At 33.3% G+C, this 19,572-nt stretch carries 17 protein-coding genes; 6 read left to right on the forward strand and 11 right to left on the reverse strand.

The window, feature by feature from the left end; all coding sequences use genetic code 11:
- Positions 1 to 54 precede the first annotated feature (54 nt).
- Complete coding sequence (locus DMB68_RS10535; protein WP_110346641.1) at positions 55 to 402, forward strand: toxin-antitoxin system YwqK family antitoxin; 348 nt, start codon at positions 55 to 57, stop codon at positions 400 to 402.
- Between the two features lie 60 nt (positions 403 to 462).
- Here DMB68_RS10535 and DMB68_RS10540 read toward each other — a convergent pair whose 3' ends face one another.
- From DMB68_RS10540 to DMB68_RS10580, 9 genes are all read right to left on the reverse strand, one after another.
- Complete coding sequence (locus DMB68_RS10540) at positions 463 to 2,019, reverse strand: PepSY-associated TM helix domain-containing protein (RefSeq protein ID WP_110346642.1); 1,557 nt, start codon at positions 2,017 to 2,019, stop codon at positions 463 to 465.
- Between the two features lie 3 nt (positions 2,020 to 2,022).
- Positions 2,023 to 2,325 carry a hypothetical protein gene (locus DMB68_RS10545; RefSeq protein ID WP_110346643.1) on the reverse strand — a complete coding sequence of 101 codons (303 nt, stop codon included), beginning with the start codon at positions 2,323 to 2,325 and terminating at the stop codon, positions 2,023 to 2,025.
- A 2-nt stretch (positions 2,326 to 2,327) separates the two neighbouring features.
- The gene (locus DMB68_RS10550) at positions 2,328 to 2,660 is read right to left on the reverse strand and encodes a hypothetical protein (protein WP_110346644.1); all 333 of its coding nucleotides are present in this window, start codon (positions 2,658 to 2,660) and stop codon (positions 2,328 to 2,330) included.
- Positions 2,661 to 2,723: 63 nt separating this feature from the next.
- On the reverse strand, positions 2,724 to 5,174 hold the full coding sequence (locus DMB68_RS10555; RefSeq protein WP_110346645.1) for a TonB-dependent receptor: 2,451 nt from the start codon (positions 5,172 to 5,174) through the stop codon (positions 2,724 to 2,726).
- Between the two features lie 225 nt (positions 5,175 to 5,399).
- Positions 5,400 to 8,576, reverse strand: a complete 3,177-nt coding sequence (locus DMB68_RS10560) for an efflux RND transporter permease subunit (RefSeq protein WP_110346646.1) — start codon at positions 8,574 to 8,576, stop codon at positions 5,400 to 5,402.
- Positions 8,577 to 8,671: 95 nt separating this feature from the next.
- A complete protein-coding gene (locus DMB68_RS10565; RefSeq protein WP_110346647.1) occupies positions 8,672 to 9,739 on the reverse strand; it encodes an efflux RND transporter periplasmic adaptor subunit in 1,068 nt (355 codons plus the stop codon).
- A gap of 9 nt (positions 9,740 to 9,748) precedes the next feature.
- Positions 9,749 to 11,083 carry a TolC family protein gene (locus DMB68_RS10570; RefSeq protein WP_110346648.1) on the reverse strand — a complete coding sequence of 445 codons (1,335 nt, stop codon included), beginning with the start codon at positions 11,081 to 11,083 and terminating at the stop codon, positions 9,749 to 9,751.
- Positions 11,084 to 11,095: 12 nt separating this feature from the next.
- Positions 11,096 to 11,695, reverse strand: coding sequence for a TetR/AcrR family transcriptional regulator (locus tag DMB68_RS10575; RefSeq protein WP_110346649.1), 600 nt, complete (start codon positions 11,693 to 11,695; stop codon positions 11,096 to 11,098).
- A 107-nt stretch (positions 11,696 to 11,802) separates the two neighbouring features.
- Complete coding sequence (locus tag DMB68_RS10580; RefSeq protein ID WP_110346650.1) at positions 11,803 to 12,324, reverse strand: YceI family protein; 522 nt, start codon at positions 12,322 to 12,324, stop codon at positions 11,803 to 11,805.
- A 258-nt stretch (positions 12,325 to 12,582) separates the two neighbouring features.
- On the opposite strand from DMB68_RS10580, the gene DMB68_RS10585 reads away from it, so the two are divergent.
- The 3 genes from DMB68_RS10585 (at position 12,583) to DMB68_RS10595 (ending at position 14,775) form a co-directional block, all read left to right on the forward strand.
- The gene (locus tag DMB68_RS10585; RefSeq protein ID WP_110346651.1) at positions 12,583 to 13,557 is read left to right on the forward strand and encodes a polyprenyl synthetase family protein; all 975 of its coding nucleotides are present in this window, start codon (positions 12,583 to 12,585) and stop codon (positions 13,555 to 13,557) included.
- Between the two features lie 10 nt (positions 13,558 to 13,567).
- Positions 13,568 to 14,314: a hypothetical protein gene (locus DMB68_RS10590; protein ID WP_124019416.1), complete on the forward strand. Its 747-nt coding sequence runs from the start codon at positions 13,568 to 13,570 to the stop codon at positions 14,312 to 14,314.
- Positions 14,315 to 14,421: 107 nt separating this feature from the next.
- The gene (locus DMB68_RS10595; protein ID WP_110347077.1) at positions 14,422 to 14,775 is read left to right on the forward strand and encodes a hypothetical protein; all 354 of its coding nucleotides are present in this window, start codon (positions 14,422 to 14,424) and stop codon (positions 14,773 to 14,775) included.
- Positions 14,776 to 14,900: 125 nt separating this feature from the next.
- Here DMB68_RS10595 and DMB68_RS10600 read toward each other — a convergent pair whose 3' ends face one another.
- Positions 14,901 to 15,107 (reverse strand): hypothetical protein, encoded by a 207-nt coding sequence (locus DMB68_RS10600; RefSeq protein WP_110346653.1) that lies wholly within the window; start codon positions 15,105 to 15,107, stop codon positions 14,901 to 14,903.
- Positions 15,108 to 15,471: 364 nt separating this feature from the next.
- Positions 15,472 to 16,026, reverse strand: a complete 555-nt coding sequence (locus DMB68_RS10605; protein ID WP_110346654.1) for a hypothetical protein — start codon at positions 16,024 to 16,026, stop codon at positions 15,472 to 15,474.
- A 118-nt stretch (positions 16,027 to 16,144) separates the two neighbouring features.
- Here DMB68_RS10605 and DMB68_RS10610 point away from each other — a divergent pair, with 118 nt between their 5' ends.
- The gene (locus tag DMB68_RS10610) at positions 16,145 to 18,922 is read left to right on the forward strand and encodes a 2-oxoglutarate dehydrogenase E1 component (RefSeq protein ID WP_110346655.1); all 2,778 of its coding nucleotides are present in this window, start codon (positions 16,145 to 16,147) and stop codon (positions 18,920 to 18,922) included.
- Between the two features lie 5 nt (positions 18,923 to 18,927).
- A complete protein-coding gene (locus DMB68_RS10615) occupies positions 18,928 to 19,503 on the forward strand; it encodes a hypothetical protein (protein ID WP_110346656.1) in 576 nt (191 codons plus the stop codon).
- The last annotated feature ends 69 nt before the right edge of the window (positions 19,504 to 19,572 follow it).

Here is a 19,572-nt window from a genome sequence, read left to right on the forward strand (position 1 = left end):
GTAAACTATTAATTATATTTGATAAAGATTTGATAACATTTAATACCTAAAGATATGAAAAAGTGTGTAATTTTAGTTGCAATATTGTTCTCTGGAATTTTAGTTGCACAAGAGACAAAACCGGAATTGGAAGCTGTTGGAAACAAAGTGAGAGCTACTTATTACTATGAAAATGGTAAAGTACAACAAGAAGGTTTTTTTAAAGAAGGAAAGTTAGATGGTGTTTGGGTATCTTATGATGAGAATGGCAATAAAAAAGCAATAGCAGAATACACAAACGGATTAAAAACCGGAAAATGGATTTATTTTAACGACAAAAACATTTCTCAGGTAGACTATTCAAACAGCAAAATTAATTCGGTTAAAAACTTAGAAGAAAAAGTTTTAGCTCATACAAATTAATATTTATTTAGTTAAGAAAAAAGGGAGAAAATTTCATTGAAATTTTCTCCCTTTTTGATTTTATAAAATCTTATTTGCTTCTTTTGGTTTTAATGAAAAAGCTGTATAAAGTGTAATTGAGGCTAAAACAATCCAGAAAACATCAATAAAGAAAATCTGAATCTTGTTTTGCAGAAACGAATTCCAAAACCAATTTCCGCTTATAATTCCATTAGCAATTGGAATTATAAATCCTAAAATGCTTCCCGAAATCAAACACCATTTGTTAGTGAACGCATCGTTTCTTTTAATAATAAAAAAGATAGTAAGCAACAGCCATCCGATAAAATAAATGCTGTACAAATTAGATTGGCTTAAAGGATGAAACAGTTTAACTGCAATAAAAGCCAAAGCGGTAATAGGATACATGCTTAAACAGATTGCCAGATAAATACGAACAACACCTTCATTGAAACGACGTTTCTTTTCAGGTATATTTTTCTTATCTCTTGCTATTAACCAAATCATAACTCCTGAAATAATCACAAAACAGGTTATAATTCCTAAAACAAAGCTTACTATTTTTAAAGCATATCCTCCATAATCACCAAAATGAATACGGTATAAAACATTTTTTACAACATCTAAATAATTGTTTTGCGTTTCAGGATTTTTTCTTGCAACTTCTTTTCCATCAGATATACGGTAAACTACTTTTCCTATTCCGGTAAATTTTTTGGTGCTTAACAATTCCCCTTCTACCAAAACATGCATATTGGTATCCCCGTAATTTTGAATCATGACACGGGTTATTTCAAAATCGTTCCAATTGCTTTTTGCTTTCGAAACTAATTGGTCAATACTAAAAGGTGTTGCTAATTTTTTATTGTCAAACTTAAATTCAGGATCTGTGTATTCCAGTTCTTTATATAATTTGTCCTGGTCTCCTTTATAGAGCGCCATTACAGCAGGAGCGACAATTAGAAGTTTAATCATAAAAAAAGCACCAGTCACAGCATAAACAAACTGAAAAGGCAAACCAATCATTCCTAATGCCGTATGAGCATCTGTCCATAATGTTTTAAGCTTTTCTTTCGGACGGAAAACATAAAAATTAGATACAATTTTTTTCCAGTGCAATAAAACCCCTGTTACTATTGCGAATAAGAAAAACAGCGCAATAAAACCGGAAAGATAATACCCTACAGGATAAGGAACCTGAGCAAGAAAATGCAAACGGTATAAAAACTCTCCAAGAGAATATGACTCTTCGTAAGTTGATGTTTTATAGTTTTTTGTGTCTAAATAAAAAAAGCTTCCTTCTTTTTGTTTGGCAGGAGCCAAAGTATCTTTAGTTCCTTCAGCATAAATATTAACTTTTCTTTCGTTACTGTGCTTAGAAATAGTAATATTTCGTCCGTGCAAAATATATTCTTTGTCCAGTTTTTTTAAGGCAGCGTCGTAGTTTAAATCAATTTCCCGTGAAATGGGAGCTGATTCATTTCTTTCCCAATTGATGATTTCATCCCTGAAAAAGGAAAACGATCCGGCAAAAAATATCACAAAAAGCACTACACTGATAACAATTCCGCTAACAGTATGCGTATGAAAATAAATATTATAATTACGATTGCTCATAGTTTATTGTGCGCTTGGATTATAAGTTTGTCCTAAATATATTAAAAGAGAGAAAACTAATGACAGAAATAGGTAAATCAACCAGATTTTCCATCCGTTTTTAGCTAAAAAGGCAACAACCATTAGAGCTACCCAGAGAATAAAGCCGCTAAAAGCCATTGTTATAAGAATATCAGCACGACTAAACCAGCTGGCTAAAGCCAAATGAAATGTCACAGAAACAAAATAGCCGCCCAGAATAGCCGCAGTAATTTTGGCAAATCGTTGCCATTTTGATTTTGTTAGGTATTTAGGATTTGCTGGCATGTTTAAGTGTAATAAAATTCTAATAAAGCAATTATTATAAAAAGAATCAGTAACGATAAACGGCTTACTTTTTTTAAGGGAGTTAATAATACAATTAAACTTCCTACTGCCATAAGCTGAATAAAAAATATTAAGGTTCCGCAGCCCAGAGATTGTGTAAAAAGCCAAAAACCATAAGCAGTCAAAAGTAAAACTAATCCGGTGATTTTGGTTTGTTTTGGATTTTTCTGCATCCATTTTTCAAAACCTAAATCATACGATAAAACAGCTCTTTTTGAAGTATAATATAAGGTGTAAAAAGCTAAAAAAACGATAAGACTTGCTATTGTTATCATAATTTTAAAAATTTAAAAAACACCTCTCTGTATTATTAGAAAGGTGTTTTTATGTTATTTTATTTAGAATCTGTACGTAAAACTTGCTGCAATAGTTCTAGGATCTTTAGGATGTACTGTTGACCATCCGTCATAAATTTCTTTGTTTGCAATATTGTTTAATTTAAGATTTATTCCAAATTTTTCAGCATTGTAAAATAATGAAGAATTCAGCACTACATATTCAGGGATAGTAAATGTTCCTGCAGTAGTTCTGTTCATTATGAGATTATCTCCAATATAATTTCCTCCAAAACCTAACCCGAAACCTCTCAGTACACCGTTTGTAAATTTATAACTTGCCCAAAGGTTTGCCAGATTTCTAGGACCTGCATTTTCAGATCTGTGTCCTACAAAATCAATATCACCTTTTCTTAAAATTGCTTCGTTATAGCTGTACCCTGCGATAATATTTAAGCCATTAATTGGATTGGCAACAATTTCGAATTCTATACCATTATTATCCTGTGCTCCGTCCTGATAATAAGTAACATCAGTAGCATTTGGTCTGATACCGTAAACCATATCCTCGACTTTTATTTCGTAATAACTAAAAGTTGCATATAATTTATCGTTGAAAATATTTACTTTGGTTCCAAATTCAAATTGATTAGCACGCTCAGGGCCAAATGTTCTGTTTGTTCTGATTATATCTCCGTTTCCATCAGTTTGAACATCTTGTGAAGGACTTGTATTTGTAAAACCATTCATGTAGTTTAAGAAAATCGATACTTTATCAATCACCGGCTGAAGAACTAAACCAAATTTAGGAGAAAGAGCTGTTTGATTGTATCCGTCATTTTCAGCATTCATAAAACGATCTGCACGTAAACTAACCATTGCTGATAAATTAGGAAAAAGATCTATCACATCAGAGAAATAAGCACTGTAAACTTCTTGTTTTGTTTTACTGTTACTTCTTGGGCTATTGCCTACTATTGCATCGGATCCTGCTTTAGTTAAATCACCCGTATCACCGTTAGAAGGGCCAAAAACGGCATTAAATGAAGCCAGATCATCTCCTATATAAACGTATCCGTTTCCAAAATAATTTGAACCATAATCAGCAAAAGTTCTTTTATAATAATCTAAACCAACAACTAATCTGTTTCTTAGACTTCCTATTTTAAAATCACCAATAAAATTTTGTTGGATATCAGTAGATTTGTTTTCATTATCCTGATAATTAAAGTAACGAGCAAGGACAATTCCTTCTGTAATAGTAGGAAAAAATTGCGTTCCTTCATAAAGATAGGAATAGTAACCTTTAGATTTTGCAGTACTGTTTGAGAAAATTGTTTGTGATGTCCATTGATCAGAAAGTTTATAATTCATCTGCGCCTGAACATTAAATGAAGGCGTTTTAATGGTTAGCTCATCACTGGTGTAAGAACGCTTATTGTCATATTTTAATTCATTAATATTATGAACTCTTAATGGAAACCCTCTGTCAAAAAACAACATTGTTGGGTTAGTAGTTTCATTGTTCATAAATTCTGTTTGAACAAGAAATGATAATCTGTTGTTTACTTCGTAAGATACAGAAGGTGCAATGAAGAAAGATTCTCTAAAACCGGCATCCTGAAAACTATTTTGATTATTGTATGCAGAGTTTACCCTGAAATTTAATGTTTTCTTTTCGTTTAATGAAGTATTAAGATCAACAGTTGCACGGTTCAAAGCATAGCTTCCGGCAGTATAATTTATTTCGCCCCCAAATCCTTTGTAGGGTTTTTTGGTTGTGGTGTTAATTAATCCCCCGTATGATATTAAGCTGCTACCAAATAATGTTCCGGATGGACCTCTGATAACTTCAATTCTGTCAACATTTGCAGGCTCTAAACTTCCGTTTGTTAAACCTGGAAGTCCATTAACCATTGTAGGCTGAACAGCGAATCCTCTTAAGGCATAATAACCTCCACCATCACCACCACGACCTGTAGAAGCCCAAAGTTGTGTTACTCCCGGAGCATTTTTTAAAGCATCATCAAAATTTGTTACCACTTGTTCTTTTAATACTTCACCTGTAATAGTTGTATATACCTGTGGATTTTCAAGGTTTTTAAGAGGTAATCTTGATACCTGCTGATTCTCTTTACGGGCAAAATGATTTGTTTTGCCTGCGTTGATCAGAACTTCAGTAAGTTCTTCTGAGTTTGAAGTGATGTTGAAGTTTTCAATATACTCCTTACCTTCATTTACAACGATATTTTTTTCTGTAGTTGAAAGCCCAACACCAGATACTTTTATTGTGTAAGTTCCGGGTTTAACATTTTTTATTTTATAATTTCCGGTTTCATCCGTAATTGTTCCCAGGCGGGTACCCTTTAAAACTACAGAAATATTATCTGACGATTCGTTATTGGTTAAAGTAATTTTTCCTTTAATTGTTGCTTTTTCCTGTGCTGTTGCAGTTATTGTAGTTAGCAAAATAAAGAATAAACCTAATAGTGGTATTGTAAATCTTATTTTCATCTTATTTAGAATTGTTTTTGATAGCGCAAATTTAAGTTTTGAATATTAACTGTGCAAACTATTCTTATTTATTCTAAATAAAACACTAATTAAAGGTTAAAATTTATTTTTATTTAAAAAATTAACATCTTAAGCTGATTTTAAGCAAATATTAATATTACTATAAAAAAAAACCTGTTCAAAATGAATGAACAGGCTTTCAATTTAAATCAAATCAACAATTAATTAATGCGTATGTTTAGGGTTAAAACCGTCTTCGCTTAATTCGGTATGCTCGTAATCAGCTACCATTTCAGCTTCATAATCGATTTTATCTCCTTTAGAGAATTTCTGAATTAATTTCTCCATGATATTATAAATTACCGGAACTACAATCAGGGTTAAGAATAAAGAAGAAATCAATCCTCCGATGATTACCCATGCCAAACCGTTTTTCCACTCAGCTCCTGCTCCTGATGCTAATGCAATTGGGAACATACCAAATACCATCGCAATGGTTGTCATCAAGATTGGACGTAAACGAGCGTGGTTTGCCTGAATTAATGCAGTTCTGATTGATTCTCCTGCTGCTCTTCTTTGGTTGGTATAATCGACAAGCATGATCGCATTCTTACACACCAGACCAATCAACATAATAATACCTAAGATTGTAAATATATTTAGTGAGTTGTTTGTTAATGCCAAAGCTAACATCGCTCCAATGAAAGAAAGCGGAATAGCAAACAATACAACGAATGGATGCGCAAAACTGTCATACAAACTCACCATTACAAGATAAACCAAAATAATAGCGGCTAATAAAGCGATTCCTAAAGTACCAAATCCTTCAGACTGGTTCTCCATGTCACCTCCCCAGATGTAATTTACTCCGGCCGGTTTTTTAAGTTTATCCAGTTTTTCCTGCCAAATCCCTACAATTGTTCCAGATGGTACTCCAACGTTTTGTCCTTTTACTGTTACAGAAGCCGATTTGTCTCTACGTTCTAACTGGCTAGGTCCTGATCCTTCTGTAATATCAGCAAACTGAGACAATTTAATTTGTTGACCAGCTGCGTTTATGAAAATCAAATTGCTAACGTCAGTAATACTTTTTCTGTCAAAAGCATTGTATCTGATGTTGATATCGTACTCATATTCACCTGCACGGTATTTACCATCCGTATTTCCACTAAAAGCAGTTTGCATAGTTAAACCAACTGTCTGAAGTGTCAACCCTAAAGCAGCCATTTTATCACGGTCTACTTTTACGTTAACCTCAGGGTTTCCATCTTCAACTGTTAATTTGATCTCTGTTGTTCCCGGAATAGTACGTAATTCAGCTTCAGCTAATTTTGCAAAAGCCATAGCACTTTCTGTAGATGGACCTGTAACGATCAAACCTAAAGTAGCATCTTCAGCAGTTCCTAATATACCAACCGGAACGGTTTTAACTTTTGCGCCAACTAATACTTTTTCAAGTTTACGTTTGATTTTTGCAGCATAAACATTCGCATCATCTGTACGATCTTTTTGCTCGATCATCTTTACGTCAATCTCTGCTTTGTATGCTGTTGCCTGAGATGCACCAAAACCTTCACTTGTTTGTCCTACAGTTGTAATTTGACTGTGAACATACTCTTGTTGTTTTAAGTAAGCTTCTGCTTTTTGGGTCATGAAGTTCGTTTGTTCTAAAGATGCATCTTTTGGCATTTCGATTTGAACTAAAAATTCCCCACTGTCAGATGATGCAAAGAACTCTCCACCAATAAAACCACCACCCATTAATCCGATTGTAGAAGCAAAAAATAATATAATTACAACAACGAAAGTCTTAATGTAATGATCCAGACACCAGGTCAATAAATTAGATACCCAGTTTGTAAAACGAGTTAAATAATCTTCGAAACCAAGAATGATTCTTCCAAATAAATTCTTTCCTTCAATATGCTCTAATTTTCCGAAACGAGAAGAAAGCCAAGGAATAATAGTAAACGAAGCTAATAATGATAACAACGTTGAAATAATTACCGTTACACAGAATTGTGTAATAATATTTGATACCAATCCGGAACTCATCGCGATCGGCAAGAATACTACCACAATTACCAATGTAATCGAAGTTACAGTTCCACCAATTTCGGCAGTTCCATCATAAGACGCACGAATACGGCTTTTACCCATTTCCATGTGCCTGTAAATATTCTCAAGTACCACAATCGCATCATCGACCAGAATACCTACGACGAGGGATAATCCTAATAAACTCATTAAGTTCAAAGTATATCCCATTAAATAAATACCGATAAAAGTAGCAATCAAAGATGCCGGAATCGATACCATTACAATTAATGAGTTTCTGATACTGTGAAGAAAGAACAACATTACAAAAGCTACCAGAATTACCGCAATCAATAAATCGTGAACTACAGAATCTGCAGCTTCTAATGTAAAAATGGTACTGTCCTTTGCAACTTCAAGTTTTAATTGGTTTACTTTATAATCTTTTTCAAGGGTTGCAATAGTTTTTAATAATTGCTCACTTACCGCAACGGCATTAGCATCAGATTGTTTTACGATTTGTAAAACGATTGCACTTTTTTGATCTACACGAGAAATTTTTTCAGCCACTTTTTGAGTATCCTGAACATCGGCAATATCGCTTAAACGAACCTGAATTCCGTTTTGAGAAGAAACAACCAGGTTTCTTAATTCTTCAACATTTTTATATTTACCGGCTAAACGAATTAATATTTTTTGATCACGGGTCTGGATGTTTCCTGTTGGAAAATCTAAATTCGAAGTCAGGATGTTTTGTTGTACCTGCGGAATAGATAATCCGTAACCCTGCATTTTAAGAGCATCAAGGTTTACCTGAATTTCACGCTCTGAACCACCAATGATATTTACCTGAGCAACACCTTGTACTCGGGATAAAATAGGAGCAATTTTTTTGTCAATTAAGTCATAAAATTCTGCTTCGTCCATTTTTCCATTGGCACCAAGTGTCATGATTGGTAAGTCACTCAACGAGAATTTTGTCAGTGCCGGTGTTTTCACGTCATCAGGTAAATCACTAATAATAGCGTTTATTTTTCGCTGCGCATCATTCAAAGAAAAATCGACTTTTGCATTAGATGTCAGCGTAATCGAAACGATAGACAAACTCTCGTACGATTTCGAATCGATTTTCTTTACGTTTTCTAAAGACGCGATCGCATCCTCAATTTTCTTAGTAACTGTATTTTCTACCTCACTTGGAGAAGCTCCGGGATATATCGTAGAAATTGTAATAACGTTTTGTTCAAATTTTGGGATCAGCTCATAGCCCAGTTGGCTGTAGCTGAACAATCCACCAAGGGTCAGAATTGTAAACAATACAATTACCAACGACGGACGTTTTATGGATATTTCGGCTAATTTCATATATTTCTTTTTTAAGTCCTTAGATTTTTAGTTCCTAATCCCTAGTTTTTAATATTACCCAATTCTAAGGACTAGTGACTAAGTACTAATTACTTTTATTTAATAATTTCTACTGTATTTCCGTCTTGTAAGTTAATCTGACCTGTAGTAATTACATTTTCTCCATCAGCTAATCCGTTGATAATTTCTACCTTATCACCTAAAATTCTTCCTGCAGTTACTTTTTTCAATTTAGCTTTACCATTCTCAGCAACAAAAATTTCGTTACTGCTTACACTTCCAACAAATGCATTTCTAGGTACTACCATTAAGTTTTGTTTTTGTTGTTTTGAAGCAAAATTGGCTGTTCCGTACATACCTGCTTTCAGGTCATTATTAGAATTGTTTGTGATTTCAATTTCAACAGGGAAGTTTAAAGATTCGTCCGCTTTTGCAGCTATAAAAGTAATTTTACCTGAAAATGTTTTGTCAGGATAAACACTTGCAGTTATATTAATATTATCTCCTTTTTTAAGACTTGCAACCTGATTTTCGTTAACTGTTACTGTTAATTTTAATTTAGATGTATTTACAATATCAAATAAAGCAGTAGCAGGCATTCCTGTTAGGATAGATCCCGGCTCAATGTATTTTTTATTAATAAATCCGTTGATTGGTGCTTTTACTTTTGTGTCTCCAACATTAATGTTTGCTTGTTTTAAATTAGATTCAGCATTTGTTAAAGCCAATTTTGCCTGATCTAATTGCTGTTTTGTAACTCCTCCGGTTTTAAAAGCGTTTTCGTATCTGCTGTAATCAGATTTTGCATTTTGATAAACCGCCTGAGCTTGTTGTGCACTTACATTAATTACATCACCTCTCATGGTCAATAAAGTCTGGCCTACTCTTACGTAGTCACCTTCTTTAGCCAAAACGCTGATTACTTTTCCTGATTTTTCAGCAGAGAAAGTCAATTCCTGAGTTGGTGCAAAATTTCCGTTTGCAACGAAGTCTAACGAAATTTCTTCTGTTTTTACAGGAGTAACTTTTACTGAAACTGCTGCATTTTTTTCTGCAACGATATCCGTTTTTGCTTTGTTTTCCTTTTTATTGTTGCTTAAAACATATCCAATCACACCCAAAGCTGCGATTATGATTACGATTGTTATAATAGTTTTCTTCATTGTAATTAGTTATTTAATAAGTGATTTTAGTTCGCCTTTTGATTTGATTAGTGATACTTCGGCAATTTTATAATTTAAAACTGCTCTGCTATAGTTGTTTTGAGCTTCCTGATTTGCATTTTCTGCATCTAATAAGTCAGTTAATGATGCTAATCCCTGTAAGTAATTGTTTTTGGTATTGCTTAAAATTTCACTTGCAAGGCGCATATTTTCTTTTTGGTTCTCAATAGTCACAAGATTATTGTTGATTTGCGTCATCGCATTTCTATAGTCCAGGTCAAGTGAAAGTTTGGTGTCTTTCATGTCTTCCTGAAGTGTTCTAATTTCAACATCTGCCTGTCTCACTTTGGCACGGGTTCCAAAACCTGTGAAAATTGGGATGTTTAAATTTAATCCGATAGCAGAGTAGTCAGACCAGTAGACCCCGTCTTTTGGCTTTTTAAACCAAGGCATTTCAGGTCCCTGACCAATATAATTGTAACCTGCAGTTAATGAAAGTGTCGGGTAATATCCGGCTTCAACAGCTTTTTTATTATATACTAAAAGCTCTTCTTGTTTTTTCAAAAGCAAATATTCGGTTCTGTTTTCTGCATTTGGAGTTTCTGTCAATGCTGCTGATGTAGCTTCAAACTCTTCAGAAGGAATTTCAATTTGAGTTTCGATTGGCATTCCCATATAAAACTTTAAAGCATTTTCCTGTAATTCAACCTGATTCTTAACTTGTTGACGCTCTGTATCAATGTTTGAAAGTTTTACAACGATACGGTCTAAATCTATTTTTTTTGCTAAACCATTATCAAATTGTCCTTTTACAATATTATGAACTTTTGTTGTATTAGCATAAGTGCTGTCTAACAAGGTCAATCTGTCACGTTGTACATATACTGTATAATAGTTATTTGCTACTCTTTCAATTACCTGCTCTTCTGTTAATTGATCATTAATCTGATAAAATTCACGAGTAGATCTGGCAGCTCTTAATCCTGTAAAAACAGCCTGGTCAAATATAGCCTGAGTTAAGGATAGTCCTGCAGTTGACATCCATTTTTGGCCAAATGCTGCCTGAATTGTGGTTCCCGGAGCATTAAATGCTGCTCCATCAATAACAGTTGTCTGGAGTATAGCATTATATGTTAAATTTCCGTTTGCAGATATTTGTGGCAATGCTCTTGAACGTATTTCCTGAATTTGATATTCGCTGTTTTCAATCTGCAATTTTGATTTCTTAGCCTCTGCTTTATTTTGAAGCGCATAGGTAAGGGCCTCTTTCAGGGTTAGTGTTTTGACTTGTGCGTTGACCGATAAGCCAATGGTGCACAAAAATATAAGAACGATTCTTTTCATATAGATTGATGATTAAATAATAATTTTTTTAAGTTGTTTTTCTAATTCTACAATTCCTAAAGGAGTCGACATTGCTCTGGTGTGATATTCTAAGGCTTCTAATTCTAATTTTTGCGATTCTTTGTCTGATACTGTTGTTTCATTAATGTAAAAAATTAAAGTGTAATAAAACCTTACATAAACATCAATATTCAGATCTGCTCTATACAATTTTTCACGAATTCCTTTTTCAATATTTTCTCTAAACCATTGGCTGCATTGATCTATTTCGGTAGTCATAAGTTTATGGTAGATTTCAGGATAATGTTTTTTAAGCTGATAGATTGGTGACGAATCCAAACTGTTTGTAAACATTTCGCAAAACATTTCACGGATCTCAAAATTCTCCTGAATGGCATTATTGTTTTTAGCTACAATCGTATCAATGATTTCATGTACCTGTTTATGAACTAAAGTTGTGCTTTCTTCTATTAAAATCTCTTTGTTACAGAAATACTTGTAAATTGTTTTTTTAGAAATACACATTTCTCCTGCAATATCATCCATTGTAACACTTTTAAAACCCAGTTTTAAAAATAGTTCACTTGCTTTTGAAATAATTTTCTCTTTCATTTTAATTTTCACATTGTATTGCAAAAGTAATTAGGAAACTAAAGTTACAAAAAAAGCTTCCAATACATTTGTAATAATTTTACATTAACTTATTCATTACGTAAGATTTATATGCTGAATTCTAAATTTGCAATAAGTTTTATATCTTTTCCCAACGCCAATCCTCCGTTGTGGTTATATGAATTATAGTCTAAACCAAAATCCTGGCGTTTAATATCTCCTTTAATTTCAAAAGCAACTTTTTTCTCTCCGTTATAAGTATTGACACCAATAAATTCTGCGTCAAGTTCTACAACTCGTGTAACATCTTTTATAGTTAAGTCTCCTTTAAAGAAGTTGATATTGTTATTTACTTTTTGAAAAGAAGTTGATTTGAAACTAATAATAGGATGCTCATTTACATTAAACAAATCATTCAGTTGTAAGTGCGTATCAATTTGCTGGAAATTATCAGCTTTATTATTTATGTCTAAAGAAAATTCAACAGAAGCATCTTCAATTTCATTATCATCAATGTTAACATAACCGTCAAATTTATTTGTCGTTCCTCCTAAATAAGCAATTATCGAATGCCTCATTTTAATTAAAACATCTGACTGGCTAGAATCTAAAGTCCATTTTGTTCTCATAAATTTCTGATTTTATTGAGTTTATAGATTACTCCAACTCTTAAGGAAACTTTTTTAGTGTTTTAAGTTTCCGTGTGCAAATATAAACAGGAAACTGAGAACACCAAAAAAGTTTCCATGTTTTTTTTAAAATAATTTTAACGTCTTAAAAATGAGTTAAATTCAGGTAAATTTAAATTCTGTCATCATTTAAATTTTAAAAACAATAATTCGTATTTGAATTGTATCTTTGGGCTTCGTAAATCAGAATTCCATTTTATGCACGATATTAGCCAGTACCAGGATTTTTTCATTAATTATTTAAAGAGTCAAAACATAAGCAAAGAGCCTAAAAATCTTTATGAACCTATTGAATATATTTTAGGACTTGGCGGTAAACGGATGCGTCCGGTGCTAACTCTAATGGCGGCAGAAGTTTTTGATGCCGATTATAAAATAGCACTTCCGGCGGCAATGGCTGTAGAAGTTTTTCATAATTTTTCGCTGGTTCATGATGATATTATGGACGATGCACCGTTGAGAAGAGGGCAGGTTACGGTACATGAAAAATGGAATCTGAACACCGGAATCCTGTCCGGAGATGCAATGCTTATCCTGGCGTATCAATATTTTGAACAATACGAACCAACTATTTTCAGGGACTTAGCAAAATTATTCAGTAAAACAGCACTTGAGGTTTGTGAAGGTCAGCAATGGGATGTTGATTTTGAAACGCGCTCAGATGTTACCATTCCCGAATACCTGAAAATGATTGAATATAAAACGGCTGTTTTGGTCGCAGCAGCCATGAAAATGGGAGCTATTGTAGCCAAAACTTCTGAAAAAGAAGCCGAATTCATTTATGATTTCGGACTCAATTTAGGTTTGGCTTTTCAGTTACAGGATGATTATTTAGATGCTTTTGGAGATCCTGAAACCTTTGGGAAACAAGTAGGAGGAGATATTATCGAAAATAAAAAAACCTATTTGTACTTAAAAGCAATGGAATTTTCTACACCTGAAAAAGTTTCTGAACTGCAAAAATTATTTAGCCAACAATTAGAAGACAACACAGGTAAAATAGAAAAAGCAAAGGGAATTTTTAACGAATCCGGTGCATCAGAAGCCACTCAGAAAGCTATAGAGATGTACACTTTTAAGGCTTTTGAAACGCTTGAAAAAATGAATATCCACACAGAAAAGAAAAATATCCTGAGAAATTTTGGCGAAAATCTAATGGGTAGAAAGGTTTAATATAAGATTTATGGAGGCCATAATAAATAGTCTTTTTTTTGCTGACAGCAATAGTAATGCGAGAATGCAGTTGTTTTTTGCGGCATGTTTCCCTTTTTTTACCCTTTTTGCTTTAGGAATTGATAGTGTTGCGTTTAATCAGTATTATTTTGACGGGCGACAAATTACGAATGTTTTAGCCATAATTTATTTCTCTTTTTTCTTTTGGGTTTCCGGCTCTTATTTAAGGAAACTGATGTTTGTAATGGTTTTTTTGTCTTATATAGGAGAAGTGCTTTTTTGCACTTTACTAGGAATGTACAATTACAGAACAACAGTCATTCCGCTATATGTACCTTTTGGTCATGCGATTGTGTATGCTTCAGGTTATGTTTTTGCACATACAGAATGGGCGGTTAAAAATGATAATATTCTTCGAAAATATTTTGCAGTTGGATTCGTGGTATTGTTTTTATCTGTTGGAATTTTGCTGAAAGATGTTTTTTCATTGATTTTCGGAGTGCTTTTCTTTTGGGTTTTAAAGAGAAAAAAATGGCAGAATTTATATTATTTCATTGCCCTTTGTGTTATATTTATTGAGCTTGGCGGAACTTATTTTCAATGCTGGAAATGGGTGCCGAAAACTTTCGGATTAATTCCGGCAGCCAATCCGCCAATGGGTGCAGTTTTTTTCTACGCAGGAGGAGATGTGCTTTTGTCTAAAATAGTTGATTACTGGAAATTTAAAAAAACAAGTAAAAGTTTTGATTTGCATTAATTTTTAAAATTGCCATTGTAACTGAAATTGCTTTTTGAGGTAACTATTGTCATTGAAATTGAATTTGATTTTTGCCATTGCCATTGAATTTTGAAATTGAAAAACCTATGTACGTTTCTCCCTTAAATACCGATTTGTTATTCGAAGAAGCTCAAAAAGATTCTTTATACCTGAACTTGGTTGAGCAGCTCAATAAAGATTTTAATCTGGCAAACGAGGGAATTGATTTTCCATTAAGTATTGTACCTGGAGAATTAAAAATCCAGCTTCACGAAAAAATCTACCGAATGATTCAGTATAAATTTGCTGAATACCTCAATCTGCTGTATATAATTGATGTTCCTGAAAACGAAATCAAACAGCTCGATGGGTCAGATTTGGTTGTTCTTGCTGAAGAGGTTTCTTTTTTAATACTAAAGAGAGAATGGCAGAAAGTTTGGTTTCGAAATTTTTATAAATAAGTTATTCAGTTATCGGAAGGCGGTCTTATAAAAAAATATGAAAGAGCGTATAAACGTATGCATCTGTATATTTCAATTACAGTTCATAAATTTTGTTATTAGCGCTGAATCTTTCAGATAATTACCTATCTGAACTTTTCAATACGTTTAGTGAATATGTTAGCACCAAAAATAATTGCTCCCATAATAAATGGAACAAAGTGAGAAATTTGCCAAAAAACATCAACATCCGTTTTTAATCCTTGATCTATCATTTGAAATATACCTAAACCAATAAAGAATAAGCAAATGGCAAAAAGTACAAATTGAATTTTATAATTTATTTTAATCATGGTTATGAATTTTAATTAATTATATGAGAGAGTTAGGAAAAGTGTAATTGTGGTCCATCAGTCACACCTCCATTTTTATCTAATGTAATAAAAACCTCATTCAATTTTAAAAAACTAAAGAATTCTTTTTCTTGTCAACTTCCTTTGAATTTTCACAAAATGAATGCTCAAATTCTCAGTTGAATTCGCAAAATGATCGATTTTATCCGAATCAAAAAAAGACCTTAATTCTTTTTGAAAATTTTTTGGTTTTTAATATCTGCCTTTTTAGAATTATTACAACTAAAAATAATTATAAGTTGCAATTATAAAAATATATTTCTTCAATCTTAAATAACTTAGAATCTCAGCATCTCAGAAACTTTTAGAAATACACCCTCACAAAAGGCATAAAAGCAGATCCATACAAGCTTCTGTCATCATTAAATAAAACGTCATATCGTGCACCAATAGTAACACTTCCTGTTCTGTAACCAGCTCCAAGATATAGTGCTGTGTTCCAAAAATTATCCGAATACGACGGAAAACCATTTCTGGCATCATAATCCGTATTAACACGAACTTGTTCTAATTCAGCGGATAATTGAATTTCCGGAATCGGATTTACGAGTGTAATCAGGCTTCCTCCATATACATAAGAATCATAGTAATTTTTTGAAGCTAAATAACCAAATTGAAGCCCAACTCCAACTGAAACAATTTGATTTACATTATAAATAGCACTCGGCATTACCGAAATATCTGTATATCCTGAACCAATTCCAAGACCTAATCCTCCTCCAAATTGTACTTTGTTCCAAAATTGATTATTGTTATCGATTACATTATTCTCTTCCTGTGCAATTGTAACATTTGAAAACAGACTGGCCAGAATCACAAAAAATGATTTGAAAACGATTGAAAGATGAATTTTCTTCATAGTTTAGGCTATTTTTAACAAATTTTTACGTAAAAGTACGTAAAAAAATCATTTAAATAATATCGTTTGTTGTACTTTTGCCATTCTATATAACAAAAAGTATATTCACTCAAATATTATGGATAGGTTTTCATTTTTAAATGCAGCGCATACAGAGTTTTTTGCACAATTATACGATCAATATTTAGTAAATCCAGACAGCGTTGAGCCAAGCTGGAGAAGTTTTTTTCAGGGCTTTGACTTTGGACAAACAACTTATAATGATGAAAATCCTGTGCAAACAATCGTTGAGTATGTAACGACTGGCGACAACACAGATTACAGTAAAGTTTCTGAAAAATTACAAAAAGAATTTAACGTATTGAAATTGATTGATGGCTACCGTTCACGTGGTCATTTATTCACTAAAACCAATCCCGTTCGCGACCGCAGGACATCATCTCCAACTTTGGATATTGAAAACTTCGGATTAACAACTGCCGATCTTTCTACCGTTTTTGATGCCGCTCAGGTTATTGGTGTTGCACCTTGCTCTTTACAGGATATCATTACCCGTCTTAAAGCAATTTACTGCCAGCACATTGGTGTTGAATATATGTACATCAGAAACCCTGGTGTTGTAAAATGGATTCAGGATAAATTAGGGGTTAACAACAATCAGCCTAATTTCTCTACAGAAGAAAAACAAACTATCCTTAATAAATTAAATGAAGCTGTTTCTTTTGAGAACTTTTTGCATACTAAATATGTAGGTCAAAAACGATTTTCATTAGAAGGTGGTGAAACGATTATCCCTGCTTTGGACGCTTTGATCGAAAAAGCTGCCGAAAAAGGAGTGGAGCAATTTGTAATGGGAATGGCGCACCGTGGGCGTTTGAACGTTTTGGCAAACATCTTCGGAAAATCAACTCAGGATATCTTTAGCGAATTTGACGGTAAAGATTACGATCAGGAATACTTTGATGGTGACGTAAAATACCACTTAGGTCTTACTGCCGATAAAAAAACAAGATCAGGAAAAAGCATCAATATCAATTTAGCGCCAAATCCTTCGCACTTAGAAACAGTTGGAGCTGTTATTGAAGGAATCACGAGAGCAAAACAAGATAAATATTATGCAGACGATTTCTCAAAAGTATTACCAATTGCCGTTCACGGTGATGCTGCAATTGCAGGTCAGGGTTTACTTTATGAAATCATTCAGATGGCACAATTAGACGGTTACAAAACCGGAGGTACCATTCATATTGTAATCAATAATCAGGTTGGATTTACTACCAATTATTTAGATGCACGTTCTTCTACTTATTGTACAGATGTTGCCAAAGTAACACTTTCGCCTGTATTACACGTAAATGCTGACGATGCTGAGGCTGTTGTACACGCAGTATCTTTTGCATTAGACTACAGAATGGAGTTTGGACGTGACGTATTTATCGATTTATTAGGATACAGAAAATACGGTCATAACGAAGGTGATGAGCCTCGTTTTACACAGCCGGTTTTATATAAAATTATTGCAAAACATCAAAACCCAAGAGATATTTATGCTGAAAAGCTTTTATCAGAAAGAGTTATTGATGCGAATTATGTAAACACAATTGAAAAAGAATACAAAGCAGATCTTGAACAAAATTTAGAAGCATCCCGTAAAAAGGCGTTGACAATCATTACTCCATTTATGCAAAATGAGTGGAAAGGATTCAAGCAGGTTTCTGATGATGTAATGTTGAAAAAAGTCGATACTTCTTTCGATAAAAAAGGACTGGATTCAATTATAAATACAATTTCAACTTTACCTTCTGATAAGAAATTCATCAATAAAATAAATAAAATTGTTTCTGACAGAAAAACAGGATATGATAACAACACCTTAGACTGGGGAACTGCTGAAGCTTTAGCTTATGGTTCTCTTTTAACAGAAGGATTTGATATCAGAATTTCAGGTCAGGATGTGGAGCGTGGAACTTTCTCTCACCGTCATGCGGTAGTTAAAGTGGAAGATTCTGAAGAAGAAGTAATCTTATTGAACAACATCGAAAACAAAAAAGGAAACTTTGGCGTATTCAATTCACTTTTATCAGAATACGGAGTTTTAGGATTTGATTACGGTTATGCTTTGGCAAACCCGAACGCTTTAACAATCTGGGAAGCACAATTTGGAGATTTCTCTAATGGAGCTCAGATTATGATTGACCAGTATATTTCTTGTGGTGAAGACAAATGGAACAACCAAAACGGTATTGTTTTATTATTGCCTCACGGATACGAAGGTCAGGGAGCAGAACACTCTTCAGCAAGAATGGAGCGTTATTTACAGCTTTGCGCAAGACACAATATGTATGTTGCTGATTGTACAACGCCAGCAAACTTTTTCCACTTGTTAAGAAGACAAATGAAAACGGATTTCCGTAAACCTTTGGTAGTTTTCTCTCCAAAAAGTTTACTACGTGATCCAAGATGTGTTTCTTCAGTTGAAGAATTGGCAAAAGGAAGTTTCCAGGAAACTATCGACGATACTACAGTAAACAAAAAAGACGTAAAAACACTGGTTTTCTGTACAGGTAAATTCTACTATGATATTGCTGCCGAAAGAGAAAACAACGGAAGAAAAGATGTGGCAATTGTTCGTATTGAGCAATTATTCCCTTTACCGGTTGAACAGTTAAAAGCAATCATCGCACAATATCCTAATGCTGATGATTATGTTTGGGCACAGGAAGAGCCTAAAAACATGGGAGCTTACAGCTTTATGTTAATGAACTTTGATCTTGTAAAATGGAGACTGGCTTCATTAAAAGCATATTCTGCTCCGGCCGCGGGAAGTTACACACGTGCAAAACGTCGTCACGCAGATGCAATCAGAATGGTATTCGATAAAAATTTATTCAGATAAAATTTATGAGAAAGATACTTATTCTTGCTTTTGTAATATTATCAATTACGGGTTATTCTCAGGAATTAAGAAAACCAAGTGAAGGTAAAACAATCGTTTATTTTGTGAGATCTTCAGGAATGGGAGCTTTAATAAATTTTAAATATTTTGATGGAGAAAAATATTTAGGTAAATTCAATTATGGTAAATATTTAGTTTATGAATGTGAGCCTGGCAAACATGTTTTTTGGTCCAGGTCAGAAAATACTGATTTTATTGAGGCGGATCTTGAAGCTGGAAAAATTTACATAGTTGATTCTGAAGCGCAAATGGGTGCCATAAAAGCAGGTGTAAAATTAGTTCCTTTTAATCCTAGTCCTGAAAGCTATAAAACGCCTAAGAAATTTGAAAAAAAGAAAGCAGCTATCTTAATAAAATCGATTTCAGAAAAAAAAGAATATGTTGCAACTGAATTAGATTTAAAAGAAGGTGCAGAAGAATACGCAAGCATCATTAAGAAGTCTACAGAAAAATATAATAAATTAAAAGAAAAAGGCGAAGAATTTGCAAAAGTACTTCCTGAAATGTCATACAACAATTAGATAAAAATGTTTCAAGTTTCAGTCCCGATAGCTATCGGGATTGAAACCATAAAAACCTTAAACAAAAAC

This window comes from Flavobacterium hydrophilum, assembly GCF_003202405.1.
Lineage (GTDB): Bacteria > Bacteroidota > Bacteroidia > Flavobacteriales > Flavobacteriaceae > Flavobacterium > Flavobacterium hydrophilum.

What these genes read in the sequence shown, in the direction of transcription:
- DMB68_RS10605 (WP_110346654.1), bottom strand. Translation starts at nt 16,026, where the DNA reads ATGAAGAAAATTCATCTTTCAATCGTTTTCAAATCATTTTTTGTGATT.
- DMB68_RS10610 (WP_110346655.1), top strand. Translation starts at nt 16,145, where the DNA reads ATGGATAGGTTTTCATTTTTAAATGCAGCGCATACAGAGTTTTTTGCA.
- DMB68_RS10540 (WP_110346642.1), bottom strand. Translation starts at nt 2,019, where the DNA reads ATGAGCAATCGTAATTATAATATTTATTTTCATACGCATACTGTTAGC.
- DMB68_RS10595 (WP_110347077.1), top strand. Translation starts at nt 14,422, where the DNA reads ATGTACGTTTCTCCCTTAAATACCGATTTGTTATTCGAAGAAGCTCAA.
- DMB68_RS10580 (WP_110346650.1), bottom strand. Translation starts at nt 12,324, where the DNA reads ATGAGAACAAAATGGACTTTAGATTCTAGCCAGTCAGATGTTTTAATT.
- DMB68_RS10535 (WP_110346641.1), top strand. Translation starts at nt 55, where the DNA reads ATGAAAAAGTGTGTAATTTTAGTTGCAATATTGTTCTCTGGAATTTTA.
- DMB68_RS10545 (WP_110346643.1), bottom strand. Translation starts at nt 2,325, where the DNA reads ATGCCAGCAAATCCTAAATACCTAACAAAATCAAAATGGCAACGATTT.
- DMB68_RS10590 (WP_124019416.1), top strand. Translation starts at nt 13,568, where the DNA reads ATGGAGGCCATAATAAATAGTCTTTTTTTTGCTGACAGCAATAGTAAT.
- DMB68_RS10570 (WP_110346648.1), bottom strand. Translation starts at nt 11,083, where the DNA reads ATGAAAAGAATCGTTCTTATATTTTTGTGCACCATTGGCTTATCGGTC.
- DMB68_RS10615 (WP_110346656.1), top strand. Translation starts at nt 18,928, where the DNA reads ATGAGAAAGATACTTATTCTTGCTTTTGTAATATTATCAATTACGGGT.
- DMB68_RS10550 (WP_110346644.1), bottom strand. Translation starts at nt 2,660, where the DNA reads ATGATAACAATAGCAAGTCTTATCGTTTTTTTAGCTTTTTACACCTTA.
- DMB68_RS10565 (WP_110346647.1), bottom strand. Translation starts at nt 9,739, where the DNA reads ATGAAGAAAACTATTATAACAATCGTAATCATAATCGCAGCTTTGGGT.
- DMB68_RS10560 (WP_110346646.1), bottom strand. Translation starts at nt 8,576, where the DNA reads ATGAAATTAGCCGAAATATCCATAAAACGTCCGTCGTTGGTAATTGTA.
- DMB68_RS10575 (WP_110346649.1), bottom strand. Translation starts at nt 11,695, where the DNA reads ATGAAAGAGAAAATTATTTCAAAAGCAAGTGAACTATTTTTAAAACTG.
- DMB68_RS10585 (WP_110346651.1), top strand. Translation starts at nt 12,583, where the DNA reads ATGCACGATATTAGCCAGTACCAGGATTTTTTCATTAATTATTTAAAG.
- DMB68_RS10600 (WP_110346653.1), bottom strand. Translation starts at nt 15,107, where the DNA reads ATGATTAAAATAAATTATAAAATTCAATTTGTACTTTTTGCCATTTGC.
- DMB68_RS10555 (WP_110346645.1), bottom strand. Translation starts at nt 5,174, where the DNA reads ATGAAAATAAGATTTACAATACCACTATTAGGTTTATTCTTTATTTTG.